Origin of the sequence: Micromonospora mangrovicola (assembly GCF_047200535.1) — a bacterium.
Lineage (GTDB): Bacteria > Actinomycetota > Actinomycetes > Mycobacteriales > Micromonosporaceae > Micromonospora.
In genome coordinates this window covers 23,230-48,325 of record NZ_JBJZOG010000051.1, presented here as the reverse complement: position 1 = coordinate 48,325, position 25,096 = coordinate 23,230, and the positions used below count along the sequence as shown (strand labels likewise).

Below are 25,096 nucleotides of genomic sequence, written 5' to 3'. Positions count from 1 at the left end.
GTAGCTAATGTGCCATCGTGGTGGATCATCACAGCGGCACATGGACATTGCACCAGCGCGACGGCCGGGTACTTGCTGATCTCGTCGTGACTGGCGGCGACTTCCCGTGGCTGAACGCTCGTGTCGACCCGAGGGAAGGGCTCGCGGAGGTCCGACCACTCTTCGCCAAGGAACTGCGGCTACTCGATGGCATTGATGAGGACGTCGAGTCCTGAGAGCGTGCGTACGAGGCAATCCGGAACGCAGTGACGCTTCGGCACCCGGAGGGTCGCCAGGTCCCTGAATTCCTTCTCCACATCGACGGTAACGAGGCGTGGTGGCGGTGGAGTGACGAGCCGTTCGACGAGGAGGACGACGCCTAGCCAGCGTGCCCGCTCAGCTGCAGATCAGCACATCTCCGCAGCGATCGGTACCATGATCAGCATTACGCACAGTCACTTGCACTTTCCTCGGGTGTCAATCACTGGCTCGAAGATGCTTGACGCGGCGCGCGTTGCTTGCTCAGGCGGGTCTGGGGTGGGCATCATCGCCGCCATGATCGCGAAATCGAGTCCTCCGTCCGCCGGTGAGCGTGACGACCGAGCCCGGACCGCTCGGACCCCAAACCACTCTGTTCGCGCACGCCCTTCGTCTCCATCAGCTAAATCCTGACGGCGTTCTGCCGCGTGACGGCGAGCCGTATCCAGACGACGAGCTCCACCATCGGCGGCCGCGACCCCCAGCCCCAAAAAGATCGGCGACTCGATGGCGTCGATGTCGCCGCCATCCTCGACGGGCACTTCGCCAAGACCGATGCGCCACCAAGCGAACTTGCCGACGCGTTCCACGTCGTCCACGTGCCTATCCACCGCAACGAGCACATCGCCGCCGCGGCGTTGCGGGCGGACCGGCAGCGAGTGCGGCAGACCGGCCGGTGGCTGGTGCGGCATAGTACGGATCGCTGCGCCGCGACGGTCGGGCTTGCGCTGCTGGCCACGGATCGGGCGGAAGATGATATCCCGCTGATCCAAACCATCGGCCTGCTGTCGAACCGATTCGGGGCGTTGGCCGCCGAGGCGCTGCAACGCCGCCGCGGAGGCGGGGAAGCGTTGCTGTGGCTGGCCAAGCGTGTCGCGGGCTGGGGTCGGGTCTACATCGTCGAGGCGCTATGCCGCCACGGCGGCTATGCCTCGCGGTCGTGGCTGCTGCGCCACGCCTGCGACGGCGACTTCCTCAACGGCTATTTCGCTGGCCAGGTCGCCACCACAGCCCACCTGCACGAAGCGATTACCAGCAGGAGGTCGACGATGACCTGGTCGACCACACCGGCCGACTCCTGAAGGTCATGGCTGACTGCGGTGGCATGGGCATGACCCTCAAGCACTATCCACCGGCACCCATCGTCCTGGCCGCACATGCGGCTCACCGCTTACGGTTGACCGCCAGTCCGCCATCGCGGAGTTCGGCGGTGATCCACGGTGATCCGTAGATGCCGTCGTGAGCGGCGTGCACCGCCTGGATCCGGCCCGCGAGGGCGACGTCCGCGGCATCACGGGCGGCCCGCGTTTCGGCGGCCGAGCGCCAGTAGTAGTAGCTCGAGCGGGTCGCGAGCCAACGTTCAAGTGTCCAGGACCAGGGGGCAACTCCCGTTGGTCCTACGCGAGCCTTGCCTACAACATGTCAGTGAGAAGCGGGTGCACAAAACTGGCCTCGGCTATGCCGAGCTCATCGCACGCTGGCCGCGTCAGCTTGTTCAGTTGGGCGGCTCGAAACGGCCGTCGACCGCAGTCCACCCGCCGTCCACGATCAGGCAGGTGCCGGTGACGAAACTCGCGGCGTCGCTGGCGAGATAGACCACCGCACCCGCCATCTCCTCCGGTCGCGCCCAGCGCCCGAGGGCGCTCTTAGCGGCGTATGCGTCGTACCACTCCGGATTCGCCTTGATCTGCGCCGTGAGGGGCGTCTCCACGACACCAGGGGCGACCGCGTTGACCCGTACACCGCGCGGCCCGAGTTCGGCGGCGGCGGTCCGCAGCAGCTGCACCAGACCAGACTTTGTCGCCGCGTAGACGCCCTGACCCGGTTCCACGGTGTAGGCGCGGATGGAGGAAAAGCCGATGATGCTGCCCCTACCTCGCTTCGCCATCCCGGCGCCGAACGCCCGAACCAGCGCGAAGGAGGCTGCAAGGTTGAGCCCGACGACCCGGTCGAACTCCTCCTGCGTGTAGTCCAGCAGACGCTTACGGACGTTCGTGGCGGCGGTGAAGACCAAAACATCAACATCGCCCAGCTCAGCCGCTGCCAGGTGCACTGCCGAAGCATCCAGAACATCCAGAACGTACGGGGAGCCGTCGGCCATCTGGGCGGAGAGGGCGGCGGATTCAGCGTCGCGGTCGGCGCAGACGACCTCGGCACCGTGCGCCGTCAGCGCCCGAGCGCACTCGCGGCCGATGCCGCTGCCGGCGCCAACCACCACAGCCCTTCGACCGTCGAGCCGAAACAGCTTTTCGTACGCGGACATGGCTCAACCTCCTCATCCTCGGAGCAGTTGCTCATGGACAATCCTCGTGATTCGCGCTCGTGGCGTCGACAGGGGTTCAGGCGGGGCGGATGATCGCCATCCGGGTCACGGTAAGTTCCTCCACCGCGAAGCGGGGGCCTTCCCGGCCGATGCCGGAGTCCTTGACCCCGCCGTAGGGCATGTTGTCGGCGCGGAAACCCGGCACCTCGTTCACCGCGACCCCGCCCACCTGCAGCCGCTCGACCGCGGCGAAGGCGGTCGCCAGCGACCGGGTGTAGACGCTCGCGTGCAGGCCGTACCTCGATCGGTTGACCAAGTCGAACGCGCTGTCGATGTCGGGGACCGCGCGTACGCACACCACCGGGCCGAAGATCTCCTCGTCCCACGCGGCCAGGCCGTCCGGCACGTCGGCGAGGACCGTCGGCCGGAGCATCCGTCCGTCGCCGTCACCGCCCGCCACGACCTTCGCGCCCGCCACGACGGCCTCGCCGATCCACTCGCGAACCCGCCGGGTCGACCGCGCGTCGATCAGCGCCGCGACCCGGGTCGCCTCATCACGCGGGTCGCCCACGGTCATGGCGGAAACTCGATCGGCCAGCAGTCCGAGGAACTCCTCGGCGACCAGAGCCTCCACCACCACCCGCTGCACTGAGATGCACGCCTGGCCGGAGGCATAGTAGCCACCGCGTACCACCGCGTCGGCGGCGGCGGCCAGGTCCGCATCGGCGGCCACCACCAGGGCGGCGTTGGATCCGAGTTCAAGTAGAACCTTGGTGGGTGCGGCAGCCCGGGCGATGGTGTGCCCCACAGCGGCCGACCCGGTGAACGACACGGCACCCACCCGCCGGTCGGTCACCAGCGTCTCCCCCACCTCCGCGCCGCCGGTGACGAGCTGCACCGCCTCCGGCGGCAGCCCGACACTCGCGCCCGCCTCGCGCAGCAGGTGCACCAGCCAGAGCGTGGCGAGCGGTGTCTGGGGCGCGGGCTTGCACACCACCGGGCAGCCGGCCGCGATCGCCGGCGCGATCTTGTGGGTCGCGAGCAGCAGGGGGTAGTTGAACCCGGCGATGCCGACCACCACGCCGATCGGCCGACGCGTCCAGAACCCGATCAGTCCCTCGCCGGACGGCAGCAGGTCCAGTGGGACCGTCTCACCGTGCAGCCGGGCCACCTCCTCGGCCGCGGTCTCCAGCGTGACGAGGGTACGGGCGACCTCCGTCCGGCAGTCGACCAGCGGCTTTCCGGTCTCCAGCACGAGCAGCAGCTCGAACTCCTCGCGCTGGGCAGCCAGTGCGTCGCGGGTGTGCAGCAGCGCCGCCCGGCGAACGTGTGAGGAAAGACGCGCCACCGTGTCGACGTTGGCCACCGCGGCGTCCAGCGCGGTGCGGGCCAGTTCGGCATCCCCGACAGGCGCCACGGCGACCGTCGCCCCGTCGTGTGGGAACCGCACGGGCGCGGTGGGAGCCGCGACCCAACCACGGCCCACCGGCAGACCGGCCGGGAACGGTGCCTCGAACGGACTCATCGTCGCCTCCACTCCTGAACGGCGCTAGGAAAGATGTCGGCGTACCCGCGGTATCCCCCGGCGCTGCCCGCAGTGAGGATGCCGTGCACCACCGCCCGGGTGAACGCGTCCGCGGCCGCGGCGAGCAGCGCGTTGAACGCCACCGGGTCGAGGCCGGGGCCGGCGCAGGTGGCCAGGGCGAAGACGGTGTCACCGTCGAACATCGAGTGGACCGGCCGGATGGCGCGGGCCATGCCGTCGTGCCCGATGCCGGCCAGTTTCTGGCACTGGGCCTTGGTCAGGGTCGCATCCGTCGCGAGGACACCAATCGTGGTGTGGAACGACGCGGCGACGCCACGGTCGGCCGTCGCGGCGGGCGCTTCGGTGACCTCCAGGGCGGCGGCCCGCTCCCGCTGGTTGGGCGGGCGTACACCCTCGAACTCGCCGGCTAGGCCGAACCGGGCGCCGTACAGCTCGCCGGTAAGGGGGTCCACGGCGTAGCCCACCGCGTTCACCACAGCCAGCGCTCCGACGGTCACACCGTCCACGACTGCACTGGCCGAGCCGACGCCACCCTTGATGCCGCCGGCTACCGCACCGGTGCCCGCCCCGACCGTGCCGAGTGCGACCGGCCCGTCAGTCGCGGCGTCGTAGGCGGCCGCCCCGAACTCCGGGCCGGGCGTGGCGCGGAAGTCGCCGCCACGGCCGAGGTCGAACAGGACCGCTGCGGGAACGATCGGTACCACCTGCCCCGGCTCGGTGCCCACGGAGAAACCGATCCCGGCGTCGGCCAGGCGGTCCATCACGCCGGCGACCGCGGCCAGCCCGTACGCGCTACCCCCGCCGAGCAGGATCGCGTTCACCCGGTCGACCAGGTTCCGTGGGTCGAGGACGTCGGTCTCGTGGGTGCCAGGGCCGCCGCCACGGACGTCGACGCCGGCGACCGCCCCGCCAGGCGGTGCAACCACTACGGTCGTCCCGGTGAGCCAGCCGGCACCGGTCCGCTGGTGGTGCCCGACGCGGACACCTGCGACGTCGGTCAGGCTATTACGCGGCCCAGGTCGAACCGGCGCGGTCATGGGGTGCCGCCCGGGTGGGGCGCCGCGTGCAGGAAGCGGCGGGCCGCCTCGGCGTAGACCCTGGTGCAACGGATGATCTCCGCGAGCTCGACATATTCGTCGGCCTGATGGGCGATCCACTTGCCGCCGGGACCGTAGACGACGCTCGGCACGCCGCCGAGGGCGGTGAGGATGGTGCCGTCGGTGGTGCCCGGCACTCCGCCGTACACGGGTTCCTCTCCCGTCACCACGCTGTGTGCCTCGGCGAGCGCGGCGACCACCGGGGTGTCGACGGGCGTGTCCACCGGCGGCCGGTCGACCAGGACAGCGACCTCCGCGCGCACCTCCTCGTCCGCCCCCACCGCCGCGGCGATGCCACGGACCCGCTCGACGAGGGAGGGGTGGTCCACGCCGGGCACGGTACGTACGTCGATCGCGACCGTCGCGTACGCGGGGATCACGTTGATCTGGTCAAGGTCGCCGGCGGAGGCCACCGTTGGCGTGACGTAGGGCAGGCCCAGGTGGGGATGTGCGCCGTGCCGAGACTGGAGTTCTTGCTCCAGTTCGGCGAGTTTCAGCACGAAGGCTCCGGCCGTGCGGATGGGGTTGCGGGCGTGCTGCGGCATGGCGCCGTGGGCCATCCGACCGTGGAAGTCCACCCGAAACCGGATCGCCCCCTTGGACACCGCGCAGATCTCGCCGGCCTCGGGCTCGCAGACGATCGCCGCGTCGACGTCCGCGGCGAGTCCGGAGTCCACGAAGTGATGGACGCCGAGCATGAGCCCCTCCTCGTCAGCTAGGGCGCACACCTTGATTCGGCCGGGGAACGGCCCGTCGAGCTGCAGGGCCCGCACCGCGTACAGCATGGCCGCCACTCCTGACTTCATGTCCGCGGAGCCGCGGCCGTAGAGCCGCCCGTCGCGGATCTCGGCGCCGTACGGGTCGACCGTCCAGGTGTCGAGGGCACCCTCGGTGACGACGTCGGTGTGCCCTTCGAACATGAGCGTCGGCCCGTCGCCACCGCCGCCGTCCACAACGGCCACCACGTTGGGTCGGCCGGGCGCGGCCTCGGAGACGAGGGGAACCCACCCGAACTCGTGCATCTTGGCGGCGACGAGGTCGGCGGCCGGTTGTTCGGACCGGCCGCTGCCGGGGTCGTTGACGCTCGGGATGCGTACCAGAGCCTGGGTGAAGGCGACCACGCCCTCCTCGTCGATTCGGATGGTGTCAACCTCGGGCGAGACGCTCATGGTTGCTGCGGCTCCTTCCGGTCTCTGTTCGCCGCGTGGACCGCGAGGGCCTTCTGCAGCGTGGGCGCGGCCGCGAGCAGCGCCCGGGTGTACGCGTGGGTCGGGCGTTCGTACACCGCGGTGGTGGGGCCCCGCTCGACGATCTCTCCGTCGTGCATCACCATCACCGTGTCGCACAGATGCCGGACGACCGAGAGGTCGTGGGACACGAACACCAGAGTCAGCGAGAAGTCGTCGGCGAGGTCCATCAGCAGGTTGAGGATCTGCGCCCGGACCGAGACGTCCAGGGCGCTGACCGGTTCGTCCGCGACGAGGACCTTCGGATGTGGCGAGAGGGCCCGGGCGATGGAGATCCGCTGCCGCTGACCGCCGGAGAACTGGTGCGGGTAGCGGTGCGCGGCCGCGGTGGGCAGCCCGACGGCGTCGAGCAGTTCCGCGACTCGGGCCCTGGGGTTGGGGTGGCCCAGCGCCACGAGGGGCTCACTGATGATATCGCGCACGGTCATGTGGGGGTCGAGTGAGCTCATCGGGTCTTGGAAGACCATCTGCAGGTCCCGGCGGAGGAACTTCAATGACCGGTCCGGCAGGCGGGTGATGTCCCGCCCGGCGAAGGTGATGGAGCCGGAGCTCGGGCGGTCCAGGCCGGAGAGGAGCCGGATGAGGGTCGACTTGCCCGACCCCGACTCGCCGACGATGCCGAGCCGCTGCCCGTACGCGATGTCGAGATCGATCCCGCGGAGCGCCTGGACGACCGGCCCCGGCCGGGTCAGCGAGCGACGGGGCCGCCGGTAGCGGCGGACCACCTGCCGGGCGCTGATCACCAGGTCTGGCCGCGTGCTCGCGGTCGCCGTCCTTGCGTCGCCCGCGACGGCGGCCGGCCCCGGCGTGCCGATCTGCGGAGTCTCGGTCATCGGTCTTCCCCCACCGGGTGCCAGCAGGCGAACCCCCGTGCGGCGCTGCCGGACCACTCCGGTGTGCGCTCGCACCGGGCGGTCGCGCTGGCGCATCGGGTGCGGAAGACACACCCGTCCGGGAACTCGCCGCCGTTGGGCACCGCTCCGGGGATCGTCCGGAGGCGGCCCCGTTCGTCGACCACGGCCAGGTCGGATGCGGCGATCAACCCTTCCGTGTAGCGATGCCGCGGTGCCGTGAACACGTCGTACACCTCGCCTGTCTCGACCACCCGGCCCCCGTACATCACGAGGACGCGCTGACACACCGAGGCAACCACCGCCAGGTCGTGGGTGATGAAGAGCAGCGCGGTGTTCCGTTCCGCGGCCAGATCGAGAATCAGGTCGAGCATCTGCGCCTGCACGGTGACGTCGAGAGCTGTGGTCGGCTCGTCGCAGATCAGCAGGGCGGGATCGTTGGCCAGCGCGATCGCGAGCATCACCCGCTGGCGCTGCCCACCGGAGAGCTGATGCGGGAAGGCCCGCGCGGTCGCCCGTGGCTCCGGCAGACGCACCCGGTCGAGCAACTCGACCGCCGCCCCGGCCGCCTCGGCCCGGCTGTCCCGCGTGCGGTGCAGCAGCATCACTTCCGCCACCTGGTCGCCGACGCGCATTACCGGGTTCAACGCGGTCATTGGCTCCTGGAACACCATGGACACGGCCTTGCCGCGGGCCTTCGCCAGCTGGCCCTCACCGATCCGCAGTAGGTCGTCGGGCATGCCTCGCAGGCGGATCGACCCGGTGGCTCGCACACCCTCGGGCAGCAGGCCCATCAGAGCCAACGCGGTGAGGGACTTGCCGGACCCGGACTCACCGATCAGCCCCACCCGCTCGCCGCTGCCGATGGTGAACGAGACATCTTCCACCAGCGGGACCGGACCGACCCGGATGCCCAGGCCGTCGACCGACAGTACGGCTCCCGTCCCGGTCCCGGTGCCGGGTGGCTGCGCCGCGGCCGTCATCGGTGCTCCCTCAGCTTGGGGTCGAGCCAGTCGCGCAGCCCGTCGCCGAGCAGGTTGAAGCCGAGGACTGCGAGGGCGATGGCGAGGCCGGGCAGGAACGCCAGGCGGGGAGTGGAGAACAGGAGTTCCTGCGACTCCTGCAGCATGCGGCCCCAGGACGGGGTGGGTGGCCGGGTACCGAAGCCTAGGAACGACAGCGCGGCCTCGGCCAGGATCGCGATGGCGAACGACACCGACGCTTGGACGATGAGGATGCTGGCGATGTTCGGCAGCACATGGCGCACGGCGATGGCGAGCCGGGACCGGCCGGCCGCGCGAGCGGCGACGATGTACTCAGTGTGCATGACGCCGAGCGTCTGGCTGCGGGCGACGCGGGCGAACGCCGGGATCGTCGCGACACCGATCGCGATCATGGCGGTGAGGGTGCTCGCGCCGAAAACCGCGCCGAGCATGATTGCGAGCAGCAGCGCGGGGAACGCGAAGAGCAGGTCGTTGGCGCGCATGACCACCTCACTCAGCCAGCCGCCGGCCATGCCGGCGAGGACGCCGAGCGGTGTGCCGAGTACCGCGGCCACGCCCACCGCCACGATTCCGACGAGGAGCGTCGTGCGAGCTCCCACCATCAGCTGGCTGGCCACATCCCGGCCGAACTTGTCGGTGCCGAGGAGAAAGCCGTCGCTGATCGCGGGTGCCAGCCGGTGCGCCGCGTCGACGTGCACGGCGTCGTGCGGCGTCCAGACGAACGACGTGAGGGCGGCCAGCACCACCAGTGCCACCAGGATCCCGCCCACCATCAGGCTGGCGTTGACCCGCCGCCACCGGCGGGACACGCGTACCACGGCGGGAGCGTCGTCGAGTGCGGTCATCGGACCCCCCGCAGTCTCGGGTCGAGCAGGGCGTATAGGACGTCAACGAGGAAGTTGATGCCGAGCACGGCGACGACGAGCACCATGACGGTGCCCTGCACGAGCAGCAAGTCGCGGTTGGCGACGCCGTCGAGCAGGAGACTGCCCAGGCCGGGCAGGGTGAAGACCCGTTCCACCACGACGGCGCCGATGAGCAACGTGGCCAGTTGCAGACCGAGCACGGTGACCACGGGGATCGCGGCGTTGCGCGCGCCGTGCTTCCACAACGCCCGGTAGAGCCCGAGGCCCTTGGCCCGGGCGGTGCGGATGTAGTCCTCCCTCATCACGTCCAGCACCGCGGACCGTACGTACCGGCTGAGCACCGCGCCCTGCACCAGCCCAAGGGAGAGGGACGGCAGCAGCAGTTGCTGGAACCAGGCGACGGGGTCCTCCCGCAGCGGGGTGTAGCCGCCGGAGGGAAGGGCCTGCCACGTGACGGCGAACAGGAACACCAGCAGGATGCCGGCGAGGAACGCGGGCACGGCCACACCGATCTGGCTGAGCCCGGACAGGAGCAGCCCGCCGACGGTCCGGTGACGTACCGCGGCGGCGGTGCCGAGCGGAACCGCCACCACGACGGCCATCAGCATCCCGAACAGCACCAGCCAGAGCGTCACCCCGAGCCGGTCCATGATCTGTGGACCGATCCGGTCCGAGGTGACGTAGGAGACGCCGAAGTCACCGGTCGGCAGGCCCGACACCCAGTCCATGAACTGGGCGGTCAGGGGCCGGTCGGTTCCAAACTCGGCACGTTTGGCCGCGACCGCCTCCGCCGTGGCGTTGACTCCCAGCGCGACCTCGGCCGGGTCGCCGGGAAGCACCGCCATGACAGCGAAGACCACGACCGAGGCGACGGCGGTGCTCACCACGAGCACCGCCGCGCGCACCAGCAGGTACAGGCCCATTGTGCTAGGCCTCGGACGGGGACAGCACGCTCAGGTCGAAGGACTCGGACACCACGTTCTTCGGTAGGCCGGTGATGCCCTTCTTCGCCACCATCAGGTTGGGGAACAGGAAGAGGAAGTCGCCGGCCGCGTCCTCGGAGATGATCCGCGCGGCCTCCTTCATCGCGGCGACCTGCTCGTCCTCGGTGCCGGCGTCCGCCTTAGCGAACAACTCCTGCACCTTCGGGTTGTTGTAGCGCAGGTAGTAGTCCTTGTTGCCGAATACGGCGGTGATGTCGCGGGGCTCCACATGGTTGATGATCGACATGTCGTAGTCGGCCTGCTTGAACACGACGTCCAGCCACCGGGCCGGGAACTCCAGCGGCTCAATGTCCACCGTGATCCCCACGGCGGCTAGCTGAGACTTGACCACCTGGGCCGATGCGACCGCGTACGGCAGGTTGGGGATGCGCATTCGTAGCTTGAGGTTGCTCTGTCCGGCCTGGGCGAGCAGTTCCTTGGCCTTCGCCGGGTCGTGCGGGTACAGGTTGGTCAGGTCCTCGTACCAGGGGTCGGTTGGCGGCACCATGCTGCCGATGAGCTGGCCCCGCCCGGCCCAGGCGGTGTCGAGCAGCGCCTTGTGGTCGATGGCGTACCGGATCGCCTGCCGGACCCGCTTGTCGTTGAGCGGAGGCTTGCCGTTGTTGAACGAGAGCAGCACCTCACCGGTCGTCGTGCCCTCGATGACCTCGTACTTCGAGGTGTCGGAGAACTGCCGGATCGACTCCGGAGCCTGAACGCTCGAGATGATGTCGATGCCGCCGGTGAGCAGAGCGTTGTTCAAGGCCGTAGCGTCCTTGAAGTACTTGAGCACGACCTTGCCCGCCTTTGGCTTCGCGCCCCAGTAGTTCTCGTTCGCCACGTAGGTGATCGCATCGCCGCGGCGCCAGGATTCGAGCTTGTAGGGACCGGTCCCGATCGGCTTGTTGGCCAGATCGGCGACCCCGTCCCGGCTGAACATGGCCCCGATCCGGGTGGTCATCCTGTACAGCCAGGAGTTGCTCGGCTTGCTCAGGGTGACAACAGCGGTGGTGTCGTCCTTCTTCTCCACGTCGGCCACGACGTCCATGGCCGACTTTAGCGAGACCTTCCAGTCGGCTTTGACCCGATTGATACTGAACACGACGTCGTCGGCGGTGAATTTCTTGCCGTTGGTAAAGGTGACGTTGTCGCGCAGGTGAAACGTGTAGGTCTTGCGGTCGGGGCTGACGTCCCACGACTCGGCGAGCAGCGGCACGACCTTGCCGTCCTGGTCGAGCTTGACCAGGCCCTCGTAGATGTTGACGAGCAGCGCCTGCGGGATCGCGGCACCGTCGGTGCTGGTGAAGTCGAGGTTGGCCGGTTCGGCTACGAAGCCGACCGACATGCTCGAGGTGGCGGCGGAGCCTCCCGAGGTTCCCGATGAACAACCCGCGGCGGTGATCGCGAGCGTGACGGTCGCGATCACCGCCACGAGCCGGGCGAACGGTCGTGTCACGGCTTTTCTCCTGGGGCAGGGGCCGGGCGAAGCCGGTCCGGGCTGGCGAACGGACTGGTGGGACGTGATCACAGTGCGGTGGTGGTCTCCACGGCGGCCAGGATCTCCGCCGCGAGTTCCTTCGTGGTGGCGTTGCCACCGAGATCGGGGGTGCGCAGGGAAGGATCGCGCAGCGCGGTCGCGACCGCGTCCCGCACGATTCGCCCGGCCACCCGCAGGCCGACGTGGTCGAAGAGCATGGCTCCGGACAGCATGCACGCGACCGGATTGGCCACGCCACGCCCGGCGATGTCCGGGGCCGAGCCGTGCACCGGCTCGAAAAGCGCCGGCCCGCCGCCGCCAGGTAGGAGATTCGCACTCGGCGCCATGCCCATTCCGCCAGCGAGCACGGCCGCGAGGTCGGAGAGGATGTCGCCGAAGAGATTGCTGCACAGCAGTACGTCGAGTTCGCGGGGCTGTTGCACGAGCCGGACGGCCATCGCGTCGACGAGCACGTGCTCGCACTCCACATCGGGGTTTTCCGCCGCCACCTCCGCGACGAGGGAATCCCAGAGCGTGTAGCCGTGCCGGAGCGCGTTGGACTTGGTCACCAGGCTCACCTTGCGCCGGCGCGTCCGAGCGAGGTCGAAGGCGTACCGAGCAGCCCGCAGGATGGCGGGTCGGGAGTGAACGGCCACCTCGATGCCAAGTTCGTGTGCGGTGGCGACGTGCGCCCGGCCGCCGATGCCCGCGTACTCCCCCTCGGTGTTCTCCCGCACGATGACCAGGTCGATTCCGTCCGGGTCGCGCAGCACCGTGGGCACGCCCGTCCAGGACTGGACGGGCCGGACGTTGACAGCCAGGTCGAGCGCCTGACGTACCCCGATGATCAGCCCCCAGATCAGTTCATGGTCGGGCACGTCCGGCCGGCCGACGGCCCCGAACAGCACCGCGCGAAAGCCGCGCAGCACGTCGACGGCGTCCGGCGGCATCGCCCGTCCGGTGCGCAGGTATCGCTCGCCGCCCCAGTCGAGCTCGACCGTGTCGAGCCTGCTGCCGGCACGTTGGGCGGCGGCCCGGAGCACCGGAACGCTGGCCGAGACCACCTCGGGGCCCACACCGTCGCCCGGAATCACTGCCACGCGGAGGTCGTGCACGCCGAACTCTCCGTTCTTTGCGGATGCCCTTTACCTTGCCTGGTCTGACCAGTAGCCTCAGTGGACCCAACGCTCTCACCCGCCTGCAGGAAAGGTCAAGAGCTCAATCCCAAGGTCTTCGCGGGATCCGGGCCCATCGATTCCGGTCTCGAAGAGACGCGGCATCCACCCCGCACAGAGGGGATCTCATGGCATCCATGGCATCGCGGCCCGCCGCACTGCTCGCCGGGGCGCTGGTGTGTTCTCGGCCATCATCGTCACCACCCCCGGTCTCGCTGCGACGGCGGAAACTCCCGGCCTGCCCGGCCAGTACAACGCGATCACCGACGTCCCGGGCATCCAGGTCGGCCAGGGTCAGTCCACCCGGGCCCCTACCTCACCGGCAGCACCGTCGTCTACACCCCACGCATGTCCGTGACCGGCGTCGACCAGGCAGGTGACGCGCCAGCCACCAAGGAGACCGACCTGCTCGATCCCCTCAACTCCAACCCGGGCGTCAACGCGGTGATGCTTGGCGGAAGCAGCATGTACGGCCTGTCCGCCGCCGACGGCGTCATCCGCTGGCTCGAGGAACGCCGCGAGGGCGTCGGCGTCGGCGTCGGAGTTGCTCCGATCGTGCCCGCCGCCGACATCTTCGACCTCGGCCGAGGCGGCAACTTCCGGGCTCGCACCAGCCCGGCCTGGGGCTGGGTCGCCGCCGACAACGCCAAGGCCGGCGCTGTCAAACAGGGTGTGGCCGGCGGCGGCACCGGGGCGCGCTCGGGTGGCCTGAAGGGCGGGGTCGGCACCGCCAGCATGGTGCTCGACAACGGCATCGTCGGAGCAATCGTCGTGGCGAACTCGGTCGGGTCCCCGGTGGACCCGCGGGACTGCTCGCTGCTCGCCGCGCGGTACGAGGTGGCCAGCGAGTTCCGCGGTCTGCAGACGCCGAAAGTGCAGGACTGCAACCCGCCCGGCAACTCCGCCAAGGCCGACGGTCCCTCGATGAACACCACCATCGCGGTGGTCGCGACCAACGCGCCGCTGGAGAAGGCCGCCGCCGCCCGCATGTCCGCCAACGCGCAGGACGGCCTGGCCCGGGCGATCAACCCAATTCACAGTCTCAGCGACGGCGACACCGTCTTCGCGATCTCGACCGGCAACGGGACCCCTCTTCGCGTCAACGCCGATGGTGGCCAGCTCAACCGAATCTTCAACACGGCCGCCGACACCCTGACCCGCGCAGTCGGGCACGCGATTCTCAACGCCACCACCGTCGGCACGGCAAGGAGCGACTGCGACCGGTACCCCTCGGCGTGCGACAAGCTCAGCCCGATACCCGCGGACGAGCGGGGCGAGGCACCGGAGGTGACGACTGAGTCGTTCGCCGCCGCCAACGAGAAGATCTCCGCCGGCACCCCGCCGGTAGGCGGCTCGGCGGCCAATGGGCAGGGCGGCCAGTCGAACGCGCCGGCGTCGCAACAGAAGAAGTCCGACGACCCGCGGCAGGCGTTGTCTCTCGCCAGCACTTCCTCCTCTGGCGGCAGCGGTCCGTCACCACTACTCGTCAACGGACTGCTGGCCCTCGTCGGGCTCATCGGGCTGGCTAGCGCCCTGCTGATCCGGTGCCGAACGGCCGTAAGGAGCGGATCCTGACCTGACGAATCACGCTCCTCGAACCCGGCCGGCGGGACTCGACCGTCGCGCCGGCCGGATGCCGTAGGGCGTTACCATTCCTGACAGACAGTCGTAATTGGCCGGATCGCTTCGCCCCACCATGGCGATCCCGCTGGTCCAGCGCTCTTGCAGACTTTGACAACGAGGGGTAGCCAGTGGCCCAGCGGCCGCGATTTCAGCCGGTCCAGCCCGTACGGGCGTACGAGCGGATCGTGCAGCAGATCGAGGAGGCGATCCTCCGCGGCGAGCTGCGCCCGGGTGAACGACTGCCCTCCGAGCGGGACCTGGTCCAGCAGTTCTCGGTCAGCCGCGCGACGGTGCGGGAGGCGCTGCGGGTCCTCCAGAGCAACGGCATGGTGCGGTCCCGGGCGGGCGACCCGGCGGGTGCGGAGATCGTGCCGTTCTCCCCGGTCACGCTGCAGAAGTCGATGACCACCCTGGCCCGGCTCTCCGAACTGACCCTCACCGAACTCATCCAGTTCCGCATGTTGCTGGACGCGACCGCCAACCTGCTCGCCGCCCAGTTGCGCACAGAGGAACAGCTCCTCGAGATGGACACAGCGCTGAAGGTAATGCGCGACAGCGTGTCTCTCGGATACGAGGAGTTCAGCCGGGCCGACGTCGCGTTCCACGACGCGGTCGCGAGAGCCAGCGGCAATCGACTGCTCCAAGTCTGCAATCAGGTGGTGCGGTCGGTGGCGCTCACCCTCATCGCGGAGAAGATCGTGCACGCGCTCGACCGCACCGCGCAGATGGAGGAAAGCATCACCCACCACGCCGAGGTGCTTGAGGCGGTACGAGCTGGCGACGGCACCGCGGCGGCACGGATCGCCCGCCAGAATCTCTACGACTACTACGCCTCATATGTCCCAGAGGACGAACGGATGTTCCTGCGGGCACTGCTCGATTGACAGCGAACTGATCAACCTTGAGCTACCAACGTAGCGTGGTTGAGTAATCCACTCAGGGGTCGTCGCCGATCTCGTTCGACCGGGACAACTCAAAAACTCTGAGAAACATGCGACGCCGGGCATCAAGAAGCCACGACTGGCGTGGCCATTATCGCCGCGGCGCCCACGCCACCTGCGTCCCCAAGTTCGACTCCTTCGGATCTACGGAAGAGATCGGGAGTGTCATCCCTGAAGGAGATTCCATGGCCCTGGCGGGCCTCCCAACGGGTGGATGAAACTGGTTGAGCGTGTTGATCGCCGACGTCGACCCCGCTTGGCCTGGTTGGTTAAGGCCGTGAAGGAGATTGACGCGGGAGTCCCTCCGCCGGGTTCCCCGGGTTGCTGCTACGAGCGCGTGTCTCAGTGTCTTGATCTATGTGGGCTCTGCGGGCAGCACGCCTTGGATGGCGCGGCTGTGGCGAGGTCCGACGTGGAGATCATGTACGACAAGGTCGCCGGGATCGACGTTCATAAGAAGGAGATAACGGTTGCGGTGCGCTCACCTGGAGCGCGACGCGGACGGCGTCAGCTGGTGCGCCGTTACCTGACGTTCTTCACCGCGCTGCGGGAGATGGTGGGGTGGTTGACCGAGCTCGGCGTCACCCACGTGGCGATGGAAGCGACCGGGATCTACTGGCGGCCGGTGTGGCATGCGTTGGCCGAGACCGAACGGTTCGAGGTTCTGGTCTGCAACGCTGCGCATGTCAAGAACGTCCCGGGCCGCAAGACAGACGTTGGTGACGCGGCGTGGCTGGCTCAGTTGTTGGAGGTAGGTCTGCTGCGGGGCAGCTTCACCCCACCCGAGCACCTGGTCGCGATTCGGGACCTGACCCGCTACCGCTCCAGTCTCGTTCAGGAACGCACTCGGGAGACTCAGCGGCTGTGCAAGGTTCTCGAGGACGCTGGGATCAAGGTGGACTCGGTGGCTTCGGAATCGCTGGGTGTGTCGGCTCGTTGCATGATCGAAGCGCTCGTGTCCGGCGAGCGTGACCCTGCGGTGCTGGCTGAGCTGGCTCGGGGTCGGCTGCGCAAGAAGATCCCGGACCTGACGTTGGCGTTGGGGGGCCGGTTCAACGCCCACCACGGGTTGATGTGCCGCTTGCACTTGGACCACATCGACCACCTGACCGCTGCGATCGGGCGTGTGGAGGCCCAGGTTGAAACGATGATCGTTCCGTTCGAGGTGCCACGCCGCCGGTTGTGCACCGTGCCCGGCATCGCTGAGCGTGCCTCCGCCGCGATCATTGCCGAGATCGGAGTGGATATGTCCTGGTTCCCATCCGGCGGGCACCTGGCGTCCTGGATCGGGCTGTGCCCCGGCAATCACGAATCGGCCGGGAAGCGCAAGACGGGTAAGGCCCGCAAGGGCAACCAGTACCTCAAGTCCGTCTTCGTCGAGGCCGCCTGGGCTGCGGTGCGCACCGACACCCGGCTCAAGGCCCGCTACCAACGACTGTTACGCCGCTTCGGCGGCGCCCGGAATCAGGTCGCCGTGAAGAAAGCCATCGTCGCGATCGCCCACACGCTGTGCGTGATCGTGTGGCACCTGCTGCATGCCGGGGTGGACTACACCGACCTCGGCACCGACTACTACACCCGCAGAGACAACCCCGAGATCCGCAAGAACCAGCTCGTCCGCAAGCTCCAGGAACTCGGCTACACCGTCGAGCTCGCACTGGCCGCATAACCGGCGCCCAAATCCCGTCAGGACTTCGTCCTGACGCTGCCGCCTGGCGGGTCGAGGTCCAGTTTCGTCTCAGCGGGGCCGTGTCAACGCTTCCGGCCTGCGGTTTTGCGACCGGTTTGGGCTGGTTCCCGGCTCGACGTGGGCGAACGCCGGCAAGGGGTCGGGGTCAAGACTCGACCGCGGGTCGACCCGCGTAGCGGGCTTGGTCTTGACGCCGATCCCGGGCGGCGCAGAGTCAGCGCGCCGGAACAAGCATGTGGTGTTGTGGGTCTAACGCCGCGTTTCTCAAGGCGTCTGAAATGGACGTTGGCGAACCGGAGGTCCGGTTGCCGGTCATCCCTTCGCCGCGGCGAGGCGGCATGGAGTGTTACGGCCGCGACCGGGCGGGGTCAATCAAGTGTGGTCGACCGCGCCACCGGGGTGGGGGGTCAGACACTCCACGACCTCGCGCCTGGCCGCGCCGGGCTGGCGGCTCACGCGGCTTGGGCCAGGCAACGGATGCGCCCGCCGCGTAGGCCGTAGAAGACCAGGGTGAGCAGTTCGCGGGCGGCGGCGACCTTGGCGATGTTGTTACCGCGTCGCTCACCGATGCGCACCCGGGTCCGCGCGATAGGCCCGGTGTGCACGCGCTGGACGGCCTCGACCGCAGCCCACCGGACTAGCGTGTTGCCCTGCTTGGTGATGCACCCTCTGTGGACCTTGGTGTCGGACTCCCGGTGCTTGGGCGTCATGCCTGCCCACGAACACAGCTGTTGCGGCCGGGCGAAGCGGGTGACATCGCCGATCTCGGCGACGAACACCGCCGCGAGTACCGGCCCGACGCCGGGCAACGCCTGGATCGCCTGGTAGCCCGGGTGGGTCTTCAACTGGGCACCGGTGCGCTTGGCCACGATGTCGATCTCGCCGGTGACGGCGTCGATGAGCCGGCGAAGTGACAACACCCGCGCGTTGAAGGGCGCGTCGAGCTGCAGATCGTCGAGCAGTTGCTGCCCGCCGACGCCCAACAGGTCGGACATGGCCACCCGCACGCCCTGCTTGGCAAACACCGAGTGGACCTGCGCCTTGAGCCCGGAGCGCAGCGCCACCAGCTTGCACCGGTGACGCACCGCCTCCCGCAGACCACGAACCTCGGGCAGGGCGACCCACGCCTCGGGGAGGCGACCCATCCGCAGAAGGTCAGCCAGATCGGTCGCGTCACGCTCGTAGTTCTTCACCGGGAGTTGCCCCCTGGTCCTGGACACTTGAGCCTTGGATCGTGACGGTCCGGGGAGATCAGGAGCCCCTGACAGATGGTGAACAAGCACTACCCCGCGCAGTTCAAGGCCGACGCGGTCGCGTTGTACCGGTCTCGGCCGGGGGCGACGATCGCGCAGATCGCTGACGATCTCGGGGTCAATCGGGAGACGTTGCGCAGTTGGGTTCGCGCTGATGATCAGCGCCGGGGCGCGGCGGCCGGGCCGGCGGCGCCGCCGGCGGCCGGGTCGGTCGAGGATGAGAATGCCGCGTTGCGACGCAGGGTCCGTGAACTGGAGGAGGAACGGGACATTCTGCGGAAGGCGGCCCGGTATTTCGCCGGGGAGACGCGCTGGTGAACCGCTTCCAGTTCGTCGCCGACCATCAGCAGCGCTACGGCGTGAAGCGGTTGTGCAAGGTCATCGGGGTATCCCGCTCGAGCTTCTACTACTGGCGCTCCGCCGCCGAAGCGCGGGCCGCCCGTGATGCCGCGGATGTGGCTCTCGCAGGCCGGATCCGGGCAGTGCACACGGCGCATGACGGCACCTACGGAGCACCTCGGATCACCGCCGAACTCCGCGATGCCGGGCAGTTGGTCAACCGTAAGCGGGTCGCGCGGGTGATGCGCCGCTTCGGCGTGCAAGGCCTACGGCTACGCCGACGAGCGCGTACGACGGTGCCGGACCCGGCCGCAGCGAAGGCACCGGACCTGATCGGCCGGGACTTCACCGCCGCAGCGGTCAACCAGCGCTACGTCGGTGACATCACCTACCTACCGGTCGGGGACCGCGGGTTCCTCTACCTGGCCACCGTCCTCGACCTGCACTCCCGGCGCCTCGCCGGCTGGGCGATCGCCGATCACATGCGCACCGACCTGGTCATCGACGCCCTCCACGCCGCGCAGCGCACCCGGGGCAACCTGCACGGGGCGATCATGCACACGGATCACGGAGCTCAATACACCTCCCGGGCCTTCGCCGCCGCATGCCAGGCCGCCGGGGTCCGGCAGTCGATGAGCGCGGTCGGTAGCTCCGCCGACAACGCCGCCGCCGAGTCGTTCAACGCCACCTTCAAACGCGAAACCCTGCAAGGCCGCCGCGCCTTCACCGACGAACGCCAAGCCCGACTCGCCGCGTTCCGCTGGCTGCACCGCTACAACACCGTCCGACGCCACTCCCGGCTCGGACAGCAGCCACCGATCACCTACGAGAAGAACACCCGGCCGACACCGGCTACGCTGGCCCCGGCCGCATTAACCCCGTGTCCAGGATCAGGGGTCAAGCCCCACCCGCCGATAGGCGAATCCCTTCACCCCGCGGATGCGCCAGGTGAACCTTGGCGCCGGACTCGGCGAGCACGTCCGCCGCCCAGTACCACCCATACGTGGCTTCCAACACCACATCGGGGCTCTCACCCCAGCCGGCGACCTGCCGCGCCAACTCGAACGGATCGTTGTCGATCCGTACCATCGAACCGATCCGCTGCCCTTCCCGGGTCATCCGCACGATCACGCTGCGCCGCCGGTGCAGGTCTATCCCCACATACTGCCGGCCGTCGTACTCTGCCACTGGGGCCTCCTTCGTCGTGGTACGTCGTGACAACCCCAGGGAAACCCCTGACCAGGGTGACTGTCACGAGGAGCGGAGGCCCGCTCCTTCATCGCATCAAGTTGACGGCTGATCTTGGTTGTTGAGGGTTGTCAGTGGTTGGCCGGGGTGAGCCGGCCCTCGAAGGCGATCTGGAACGCATTCAATGGTGCCTTCCAGCGCATGGTCCAGCGCCGGCGGCCGGCGCCGGTCGGGTCGAGGCTCATCAGCGCCATGTACACGCACTTCAGCGCGGCCTGCTCGTTCGGGAAGTGGCCGCGAGCACGGACGGCCTTGCGGATACGGGCGTTGACGCTCTCGATCGCGTTGGTGGAGCAGATGACCTTGCGGATTTCCACGTCGAACGCGAGGAACGGCACGAACTCGGCCCAGGCATCCGACCACAGCTTCACAATCGCCGGGTATTTCTTCCCCCAGGCATCGGCGAACTCCATAAACCGTTCCATGGCGACGTCCTCCGTGGCCGCGGTGTAGACCGGCCGCAGCGCCTTGGCGATCTTGTCCCAGTCCTGCCTCGCCGTAGCGGAACGAGTTGCGCAGCAGGTGAAGCCGTCAAGAAACAACCTGCTGGTTTCCCACCCCGTGGGTTCCTGTCGAAGGCTGCTCGACGGAGGCAAGTAGGTCGACGGAGGTGTCGTACCGATGTTGCGCGGGGGCGATGGTGATGCGGCGGTCGCCGAGGATGGGCAGGACGTCGTTGATGGCGTTCCAGAGGGTGCTGCGGCAGACGTCGAACAGTTCGGCGAGGGTGTTGAGGCTGCAAACTCGGCGCCGGTAGAGAATCGTGGCGAGGATCCGGTCGCTGTCGGTGATCTTTTGTCGGAAGACCCCGGCGCGGGTGCCTAGGCGCCGGTCACCGGCGCGTTGGCGGTGGCGGCGTTCTTCGATCGCGGCGGCGTAGGGAACGATCAACTGTTGGAGCAGTGCATGCAGCGCTTCGCGGTTCATGCCGGTCAGTCGCGGGTCGGTCAGGGGGTGGCGGGCCGGCAGGGTGGGCGGATGCGTGGCCGGTCCGGTGTTGGTGATCCAGGCGCGTAGGTCGTCGGCGCGGGTGAAGTAGCGTACGACGGTCGGGGTGATGCTGATCTTCTGTTCGTCGATGAGCTGCCGGGTGGCCTTGATGGCCTGGCCAATCGTGACCGGGTTGATTCCGAGCAGGTCGCAGAGCACCTTTTGCGGGCAGACCTGCCGCAGGTAGAGGACGGTGAGCAGGACCTCGTCTGCGTCGCGGAGCAGCGATCGGCTGCGGCCGGTGGTGGCGACGCGCCGACCGCCGCGCAGTACGTAGCGATGCTGTTCGCTGCGGGCTGCCTGGGCCGGCGCCAGCCGAGCCTGCAGCGCGTCCAGCTCAGCGGTGCTCATGCCGGTCAGCCGTGGGTCTGCGAGCATCTGCAGGGTTTGGGTGCGGGCCGCGGTGCGTTGGTCGGCGGACGGCGGCGTGGTGCTGGCGCCGGTCGGGGCGATGCTGTAGTTCCACTGGCCGTGCTCGGCGTGTGGGGTGATTGGCAGGGCCTGCAACTGGTCGCGGCTAACGGCGACCCCGGTCGGGTAGGTGCCGTGGTCGAGGACGGCCTCGACCCGCAGCCCGGTCCGGGTCGTGGTTGCGGCGATCGTGTTGAGGACGACCTCGTGGCTGGTCAGCGGACGGCCTCGCCAGTTGGTCGTGATGTGGGAGAACAAGCGGTGTTCGATCTTGTTCCACTTCGAGGTGCCCGGCGGGAAGTGGCAGACCGTGACCGTTAGGCCCGCTTCGGCGGCGAACGCGGCCAGTTCGGCCTTCCAGAGCCGGTAGCGGTAGCTGTTCGACCCCCCGGCGTCCGCAGTGATCAGCAGGCGTGTGGCCTGCGGGTGGTCCAGTCGGCCCCTGGCGTGCCACCAGGCCCGGATCGATGCGACCGCGAACGCGGCCGTGTCGTGGTCGAGTCCCACGTTGACCCAGCCGGTGTTCGTGGTCATGTCGTAGATGCCGTAAGGGATGACCGTGTCAACTCGTGGGCCGGCGAAGAAGCTGTGGTCTTCGACTCGGATCGGCTGTCCGGACGGCCGCCACTCCCGCCCGGCCATCGGCAGCAGCCCCACCTGTTCCTTCTTCTTCGCGTCCACGCTGATCACCGGCTGCCCGGCAGCCTGATGGTCCTTGACCTGGTCGTTGAGATAACGGAACTGGGCATCCCGGTCGGGATGCTGATCACCTTCCAGGGTCTTTGCGGTGCCCTGCAGGCTGAACCCGTTGACCTTCAACAGCCGTCCGACGGTCATCGCCGAGACCGTCCGGCCCTGCCGGCCCAGTTCGGCGGCCAGGTTACGCAGCGATTTCGTCGTCCAGCGCAACGGGAAGCACGGGTCACCCCGCTCGTCCGGCTCAACCAGCCCGAGCAACGCCGGCACCAGCCCCGGGTCACGCTCCTCAGCGCGGCTGCGGCCGCCGCCGACCCGACGGACCCGCCCAACCGGCATTGGTTCGGCGCCGCCCACCAGTTCGGATACACCCCGACGGACCGTGGTCTCGCTGACCCCGGCGACCTGGGCCACCACGCGGATCCCGCCGTGACCGAGCAGCCGAGCCTCGACCCCGAGCAGCAACCGCCGCTGCCGCTCATTCAAATGAGGCAACAACGCGTCAAGCCGCACCGCGAGCTGAGTACGTAGACCATCCAGAGTCACCACGACAGTCCATCAAGGACACCGGCAGTAGGCCACAGGTTGTTTCTTGACGGCTTCGGTGAACCACACACGTCTGCACGATCGTGCGTGGCCAGACCGTCTCCACCGCCTCGGGTAGGCCCTTGAGCCCGTCGCAGACGAGCATGAGCACGTCGGCGACACCGCGGTTCTTCAGCTCGGTGAGCACGTGCAGCCAGTGCTTGGCGCCTTCGCCGCCGTCACCGGCCCAGATGCCGAGGATGTCACGGTGGCCGTCGACGGTGACCGCCATCGCGAGGCAGATCGGCCGGTTCGCGACCTGCCCGTCCCTGATCTCGACGTCGATGGCATCGATAAACACGACTGGATAGACGGGGGTTGAGGGGCCGGTTCTGCCACTCGGCCATGCCGTCCATCACCTTGTCGGTGATGGTGGAGATGGTCTGCTTGGACACCTCGGCGCCGTACACCTCGGCCAAGTGGGCGCTGATCTCCCCGTGCGTCAGGCCCTTGGCCGACAACGACAGGACCATGTCATCGACCCCGCACAGCCTGCGCTGCCGTTTCCGCACGATCTGCGGCTCGAACGTCCCCGCCGCGTCCCGCGGCACGCGGACCTCGACCGGCCCGACATCGGTGAGCACAGTCTGCCCACCGCCCGGGTCGAGCCGCTGCTGCCCGTGCGGCTGCCGTCACGAGTGTTCCCGCTGCCCCGACCGACAGGGTCGCGCCTGTCGTAGCCGACGTAGTCGGTGATCTCACCGTCCAGCGCCGACTCAAGGACCCGCTTCGTGAGCTGCTGCAGCAGCCCGCCCTTGCCGGTGAGCTTCAGCCCGTCCCCGCGAGCCCGATCGACCAGCATCGCGATCAACTGCTCATCCGTGACCGCACCCGCCGGCTCCACGGCCGGCTCCTGCCCCGAGGTGATCTCGGTCGTCATCTGGCGTCTCTCCCTTGATCGGTCGATCAGCCGTTATTTGTACCTGCCCAACAGGCCGCAGCCCCGCCCACTGAGCGTCGGTGAGATCATGCCGCATCGCTGCCGCTACCCTGGGCACGAGGTCTCCGGTCGGTCATCGGTTCGCTTGGTCGCTAACCGATCTACCGGAGACCTCCTCTCTTATCGATCACCGCCACGCCGGCTCTTCTCACCGCCCAGCAGACTCCTTACGAAACACGGGCTAGACGTCTACACCGCCGCTGCCCGGCTCCTGGTCGGCAACCGGGAACTACCCGCCTTCACCTTCACCACCAACCCACCCGCGCCCATCGTGGGCTAGGCGACCGCGATCCGGCGAGAATGCGCCCGCACGCACCGCTGCGGCGACGGTGAGCCGCCGATGCAGCAGCTCGCCCGCACGGCGATGCGCCGGCGCATGAACTCCCGCGACCGCTAACCACCGACGCTGCTCGTTCGAGGGCTCGACTGGGTGCGGCATCGGGGGCTCGTCTGGGGGTGTCCGCGACACGAGGCCCCAGACGAGCCCGCTGCAGCCGGCCTGTCAGGTGCGTGACCTGCCCGAACCTGCCCTCCGGGAGGCACAGAACCAAGATCGACTCATCCAGACTCCCTACGGGACTCTCTCTCCACGGGGTGAACGCCCATGCCGCAATCGCGTACCGCCAGCCTGCTGACCATCTATCCCTACATCACCAGCCGTGACCAACAGCTGCTCCAACTCCTCGACGACCACCAGGTCCTCACCACCGACCAGGTCCACCGCATGCTGTTCCACGCCCGACGCACGTGCCAGATCCGGCTCGGTGACCTGTACGGGCTGGGCCTGCTGGACCGGTTCCGGTTCGCCCGCGACGGCGGCGGCAGCCAACCGTGGCACTGGACGCTCGGCCACCACGGGCACCAGTTCCAGGCCGCCGCCCATCAGCGACCCGAACCCAGCCTCCGCACCAGCCGGCAGACCGTCCAGCGGCTGTCGGCCAACCCGCACCTGAACCATCTGCTCACCGCTAACGAGCTCTTCGTCCGCCTCACCGCGGACGCCCGCCACCACCATGGGGCGCGGCTCGACAGGTGGCGGTCCGAGTCGATGGCCACGAAGCAGTTCCGGACGATCACCGCCGACGGGCACGGCCTGTGGAGCGCCGGCGACGCCACGGTGGGGTTCTTCCTGGAGACCGACACCGGCACCGAACCTCTCGGCCGAGTGGTGGCCAAGCTCGACCGGTACGCGCAGTTGATCCGGCGCGGCGGCCTCCGCTACCCGGTGCTGTTCTGGCTCGGCGGCGAGCACCGCGAGGAGCACCTCCACCGGCTCTTACGCGGCGAGCACGACGGTGTCTCGGTCGCGACCGGCCACCCACACCAGCCACCCGGCCGAAGCGGTTTGGCTCCCGGTCGGCGCCACCGGCCGGGTCCGGCTCGGCGAGCTGCCCAGCGACCACGGCCAGCCCGTGGCGGACAATCCGAACTACGACGACGACGCGATCTTCGTTCGCTGACAGACCCTGACAGCCGCACGGCGAGTGCTGTCACCGCAGGTCAGAGGCATGGCCGTCGTTCCTGACAGAGCTGGTGCTGTCAGGTCACGAAGCTACGGTGCAGCTTCCTTTACTCGCTCGCACCGCCGCCCGTCTTTCCCCATTCGGATCTGCCCGCGCCCGGCGCTATCACCC

The 25,096-nt window shown here is 68.7% G+C and carries 20 protein-coding genes and 3 pseudogenes; 7 read left to right on the top strand and 16 right to left on the bottom strand.

Features of this window, described 5'->3' with window-relative positions; genetic code table 11:
* Positions 1 to 17 precede the first annotated feature (17 nt).
* Positions 18 to 215, top strand: coding sequence for a hypothetical protein (locus ACL02O_RS20505; RefSeq protein ID WP_412819719.1), 198 nt, complete (start codon positions 18 to 20; stop codon positions 213 to 215).
* Between the two features lie 450 nt (positions 216 to 665).
* On the top strand, positions 666 to 1,319 hold the full coding sequence (locus ACL02O_RS20500) for a hypothetical protein (protein WP_412819718.1): 654 nt from the start codon (positions 666 to 668) through the stop codon (positions 1,317 to 1,319).
* A gap of 82 nt (positions 1,320 to 1,401) precedes the next feature.
* On the opposite strand, the gene ACL02O_RS20495 is transcribed toward ACL02O_RS20500, so the two are convergent.
* The 11 genes from ACL02O_RS20495 to ACL02O_RS20445 form a co-directional block, all read right to left on the bottom strand.
* Positions 1,402 to 1,491 (bottom strand): IS3 family transposase, encoded by a 90-nt coding sequence (locus ACL02O_RS20495; RefSeq protein WP_412819717.1) that lies wholly within the window; start codon positions 1,489 to 1,491, stop codon positions 1,402 to 1,404.
* Positions 1,492 to 1,732: 241 nt separating this feature from the next.
* A complete protein-coding gene (locus ACL02O_RS20490) occupies positions 1,733 to 2,500 on the bottom strand; it encodes an SDR family NAD(P)-dependent oxidoreductase (protein ID WP_412819716.1) in 768 nt (255 codons plus the stop codon).
* Positions 2,501 to 2,576: 76 nt separating this feature from the next.
* Positions 2,577 to 4,025 (bottom strand): aldehyde dehydrogenase family protein, encoded by a 1,449-nt coding sequence (locus tag ACL02O_RS20485; RefSeq protein WP_412819715.1) that lies wholly within the window; start codon positions 4,023 to 4,025, stop codon positions 2,577 to 2,579.
* Complete coding sequence (locus ACL02O_RS20480) at positions 4,022 to 5,083, bottom strand: P1 family peptidase (RefSeq protein WP_412819714.1); 1,062 nt, start codon at positions 5,081 to 5,083, stop codon at positions 4,022 to 4,024. Before ACL02O_RS20480 ends, ACL02O_RS20485 begins: the two co-directional genes overlap by 4 nt.
* A complete protein-coding gene (locus ACL02O_RS20475) occupies positions 5,080 to 6,312 on the bottom strand; it encodes a M20 family metallopeptidase (RefSeq protein WP_412819713.1) in 1,233 nt (410 codons plus the stop codon). Before ACL02O_RS20475 ends, ACL02O_RS20480 begins: the two co-directional genes overlap by 4 nt.
* Positions 6,309 to 7,223, bottom strand: coding sequence for an ATP-binding cassette domain-containing protein (locus ACL02O_RS20470; RefSeq protein ID WP_412819712.1), 915 nt, complete (start codon positions 7,221 to 7,223; stop codon positions 6,309 to 6,311). Before ACL02O_RS20470 ends, ACL02O_RS20475 begins: the two co-directional genes overlap by 4 nt.
* A complete protein-coding gene (locus ACL02O_RS20465; protein WP_412819711.1) occupies positions 7,220 to 8,224 on the bottom strand; it encodes an ABC transporter ATP-binding protein in 1,005 nt (334 codons plus the stop codon). The genes ACL02O_RS20470 and ACL02O_RS20465 overlap by 4 nt, the downstream gene beginning before the upstream one ends.
* A complete protein-coding gene (locus ACL02O_RS20460; protein WP_412819710.1) occupies positions 8,221 to 9,090 on the bottom strand; it encodes an ABC transporter permease in 870 nt (289 codons plus the stop codon). The genes ACL02O_RS20465 and ACL02O_RS20460 overlap by 4 nt, the downstream gene beginning before the upstream one ends.
* On the bottom strand, positions 9,087 to 10,034 hold the full coding sequence (locus tag ACL02O_RS20455; RefSeq protein WP_412819709.1) for an ABC transporter permease: 948 nt from the start codon (positions 10,032 to 10,034) through the stop codon (positions 9,087 to 9,089). The genes ACL02O_RS20460 and ACL02O_RS20455 overlap by 4 nt, the downstream gene beginning before the upstream one ends.
* A 4-nt stretch (positions 10,035 to 10,038) precedes the next feature.
* Complete coding sequence (locus ACL02O_RS20450) at positions 10,039 to 11,550, bottom strand: ABC transporter substrate-binding protein (protein WP_412819708.1); 1,512 nt, start codon at positions 11,548 to 11,550, stop codon at positions 10,039 to 10,041.
* A 68-nt stretch (positions 11,551 to 11,618) separates the two neighbouring features.
* Complete coding sequence (locus ACL02O_RS20445) at positions 11,619 to 12,671, bottom strand: isocitrate/isopropylmalate dehydrogenase family protein (protein ID WP_412819707.1); 1,053 nt, start codon at positions 12,669 to 12,671, stop codon at positions 11,619 to 11,621.
* A 423-nt stretch (positions 12,672 to 13,094) separates the two neighbouring features.
* Between ACL02O_RS20445 and ACL02O_RS20440 the strand changes: the two genes are divergently transcribed.
* The 3 genes from ACL02O_RS20440 (at position 13,095) to ACL02O_RS20430 (ending at position 16,979) form a co-directional block, all read left to right on the top strand.
* A complete protein-coding gene (locus ACL02O_RS20440) occupies positions 13,095 to 14,321 on the top strand; it encodes a P1 family peptidase (protein WP_412819706.1) in 1,227 nt (408 codons plus the stop codon).
* Positions 14,322 to 14,554: 233 nt separating this feature from the next.
* Complete coding sequence (locus ACL02O_RS20435; protein ID WP_412819705.1) at positions 14,555 to 15,253, top strand: FadR/GntR family transcriptional regulator; 699 nt, start codon at positions 14,555 to 14,557, stop codon at positions 15,251 to 15,253.
* A 478-nt stretch (positions 15,254 to 15,731) separates the two neighbouring features.
* On the top strand, positions 15,732 to 16,979 hold the full coding sequence (locus tag ACL02O_RS20430; protein ID WP_412819722.1) for an IS110 family RNA-guided transposase: 1,248 nt from the start codon (positions 15,732 to 15,734) through the stop codon (positions 16,977 to 16,979).
* Positions 16,980 to 17,452: 473 nt separating this feature from the next.
* Here the strand turns inward: ACL02O_RS20430 and ACL02O_RS20425 are convergent, their stop codons facing one another.
* On the bottom strand, positions 17,453 to 18,220 hold the full coding sequence (locus tag ACL02O_RS20425; RefSeq protein WP_412819704.1) for an IS110 family RNA-guided transposase: 768 nt from the start codon (positions 18,218 to 18,220) through the stop codon (positions 17,453 to 17,455).
* Between the two features lie 48 nt (positions 18,221 to 18,268).
* On the opposite strand from ACL02O_RS20425, the pseudogene ACL02O_RS20420 reads away from it, so the two are divergent.
* Positions 18,269 to 19,464 (top strand): annotated as a pseudogene (locus tag ACL02O_RS20420) (IS3 family transposase); the annotation flags it as partial.
* A gap of 25 nt (positions 19,465 to 19,489) precedes the next feature.
* Here ACL02O_RS20420 and ACL02O_RS20415 read toward each other — a convergent pair.
* From ACL02O_RS20415 to ACL02O_RS20400, 4 genes and pseudogenes are all read right to left on the bottom strand, one after another.
* On the bottom strand, positions 19,490 to 19,780 hold the full coding sequence (locus ACL02O_RS20415) for a hypothetical protein (RefSeq protein WP_412819723.1): 291 nt from the start codon (positions 19,778 to 19,780) through the stop codon (positions 19,490 to 19,492).
* Between the two features lie 131 nt (positions 19,781 to 19,911).
* Positions 19,912 to 20,368 (bottom strand): annotated as a pseudogene (locus ACL02O_RS20410) (transposase); the annotation flags it as partial.
* Between the two features lie 3 nt (positions 20,369 to 20,371).
* Entirely contained in the window at positions 20,372 to 22,486 is a 2,115-nt protein-coding gene (locus ACL02O_RS20405; protein ID WP_459560888.1) for an ISAzo13 family transposase, read from the bottom strand.
* Positions 22,487 to 22,532: 46 nt separating this feature from the next.
* Positions 22,533 to 23,324 (bottom strand): annotated as a pseudogene (locus ACL02O_RS20400) (IS256 family transposase); the annotation flags it as partial.
* A gap of 742 nt (positions 23,325 to 24,066) precedes the next feature.
* On the opposite strand from ACL02O_RS20400, the gene ACL02O_RS20395 reads away from it, so the two are divergent.
* Positions 24,067 to 24,987, top strand: a complete 921-nt coding sequence (locus ACL02O_RS20395) for a replication-relaxation family protein (RefSeq protein WP_412819703.1) — start codon at positions 24,067 to 24,069, stop codon at positions 24,985 to 24,987.
* Positions 24,988 to 25,096: the final 109 nt, after the last annotated feature.